The 1,435-nt window shown below is 50.0% G+C and carries 9 tRNA genes and 2 rRNA genes; all 11 read left to right on the forward strand.

Annotated features, from left to right (window positions below):
- Positions 1 to 99 (forward strand): 5S ribosomal RNA (gene rrf / locus ACFFIS_RS14075); the annotation flags it as partial.
- An 11-nt stretch (positions 100 to 110) separates the two neighbouring features.
- A tRNA-Val gene (locus ACFFIS_RS14080) sits at positions 111 to 186 on the forward strand.
- A 5-nt stretch (positions 187 to 191) separates the two neighbouring features.
- Positions 192 to 267 (forward strand) — tRNA-Thr (locus tag ACFFIS_RS14085).
- 19 nt (positions 268 to 286) lie between these two features.
- Positions 287 to 359 (forward strand) — tRNA-Lys (locus ACFFIS_RS14090).
- A 13-nt stretch (positions 360 to 372) separates the two neighbouring features.
- Positions 373 to 457: transfer RNA gene (locus ACFFIS_RS14095), tRNA-Leu, on the forward strand.
- Between the two features lie 21 nt (positions 458 to 478).
- Positions 479 to 553 (forward strand) — tRNA-Gly (locus tag ACFFIS_RS14100).
- 9 nt (positions 554 to 562) lie between these two features.
- Positions 563 to 651: transfer RNA gene (locus ACFFIS_RS14105), tRNA-Leu, on the forward strand.
- 9 nt (positions 652 to 660) lie between these two features.
- A tRNA-Arg gene (locus ACFFIS_RS14110) sits at positions 661 to 737 on the forward strand.
- 7 nt (positions 738 to 744) lie between these two features.
- Positions 745 to 821: transfer RNA gene (locus ACFFIS_RS14115), tRNA-Pro, on the forward strand.
- A gap of 6 nt (positions 822 to 827) precedes the next feature.
- Positions 828 to 903, forward strand: a tRNA-Ala gene (locus tag ACFFIS_RS14120).
- Positions 904 to 1,134: 231 nt separating this feature from the next.
- Positions 1,135 to 1,435, forward strand: a 16S ribosomal RNA gene (locus ACFFIS_RS14125); the annotation flags it as partial.

Consider the following 1,435-nt stretch of genomic DNA (forward strand, 5'->3'; position numbering starts at 1 on the left):
AGAGGCCACACCTGTTCCCATACCGAACACAGAAGTTAAGCTCTTCAGCGCCGATGGTAGTTAGGGCATTGCCCTTGCAAGAGTAGGACGCCGCCAGGCAGTTTTAAAATGGAGGATTAGCTCAGCTGGGAGAGCACCTGCCTTACAAGCAGGGGGTCGCAGGTTCGAGCCCTGCATCCTCCACCATTTTTGCCGGCCTAGCTCAATTGGTAGAGCAACTGACTTGTAATCAGTAGGTTGGGGGTTCAAGTCCTCTGGCCGGCACCAGAAACTCATATTATTGTATGAGCCATTAGCTCAGTCGGTAGAGCATCTGACTTTTAATCAGAGGGTCACAGGTTCGAATCCTGTATGGCTCACTTTCATAATATCGCGGGTGTGGCGGAATTGGCAGACGCGCTAGACTTAGGATCTAGTATCTTCGGATGTGGGGGTTCGACTCCCTTCACCCGCACCATTATTGTGATATAATTGATATGCGGAAGTAGTTCAGCGGTAGAATACCACCTTGCCAAGGTGGGGGTCGCGGGTTCGAATCCCGTCTTCCGCTCCAATGTGTCTTGCCGGGGTGGCGGAATTGGCAGACGCACAGGACTTAAAATCCTGCGGTAGGTGACTACCGTACCGGTTCGATTCCGGTCCTCGGCACCAATTTAATATGCGCCCGTAGCTCAATTGGATAGAGCGTTTGACTACGGATCAAAAGGTTAGGGGTTCGACTCCTCTCGGGCGCGCCATATTTGACGGGAAGTAGCTCAGCTTGGTAGAGCACATGGTTTGGGACCATGGGGCCGCAGGTTCGAATCCTGTCTTCCCGACCATTACACGGGGCCTTAGCTCAGCTGGGAGAGCGCCTGCCTTGCACGCAGGAGGTCAGCGGTTCGATCCCGCTAGGCTCCACCAATCTTTTTTAAAAAAACATATTGACATTTTATTGTAAATGTTATATGATAGTTAAGTCGCTTTTGAGCGGCGCTTAAAAATATTTGCTCTTTGAAAACTGAACAGAACGACCAGTATTCGAAATAAATGGTAAAGGTGCTTTTAGTAACTTAGTTGCTAAGTGCTTGAATCAAAAACTTTGAAGAAAAACAACCTCGTTTTTCTTATTTATAGCTAAGAAACAACAAACTTTTTTTGGAGAGTTTGATCTTGGCTCAGGACGAACGCTGGCGGCGTGCCTAATACATGCAAGTCGAGCGCGGGAAGCAAGCTGATCCCTTCGGGGTGACGCTTGTGGAACGAGCGGCGGACGGGTGAGTAACACGTGGGCAACCTACCTGTAAGACTGGGATAACTCCGGGAAACCGGGGCTAATACCGGATGATACTTTTCACCACATGGTGAGAAGATGAAAGATGGCTTCGGCTATCACTTACAGATGGGCCCGCGGCGCATTAGCTAGTTGGTGGGATAACGGCCTACCAAGGCAACG

The sequence above is a fragment of the Paracerasibacillus soli genome (assembly GCF_042432965.1).
Lineage (GTDB): Bacteria > Bacillota > Bacilli > Bacillales > Amphibacillaceae > Paracerasibacillus > Paracerasibacillus soli.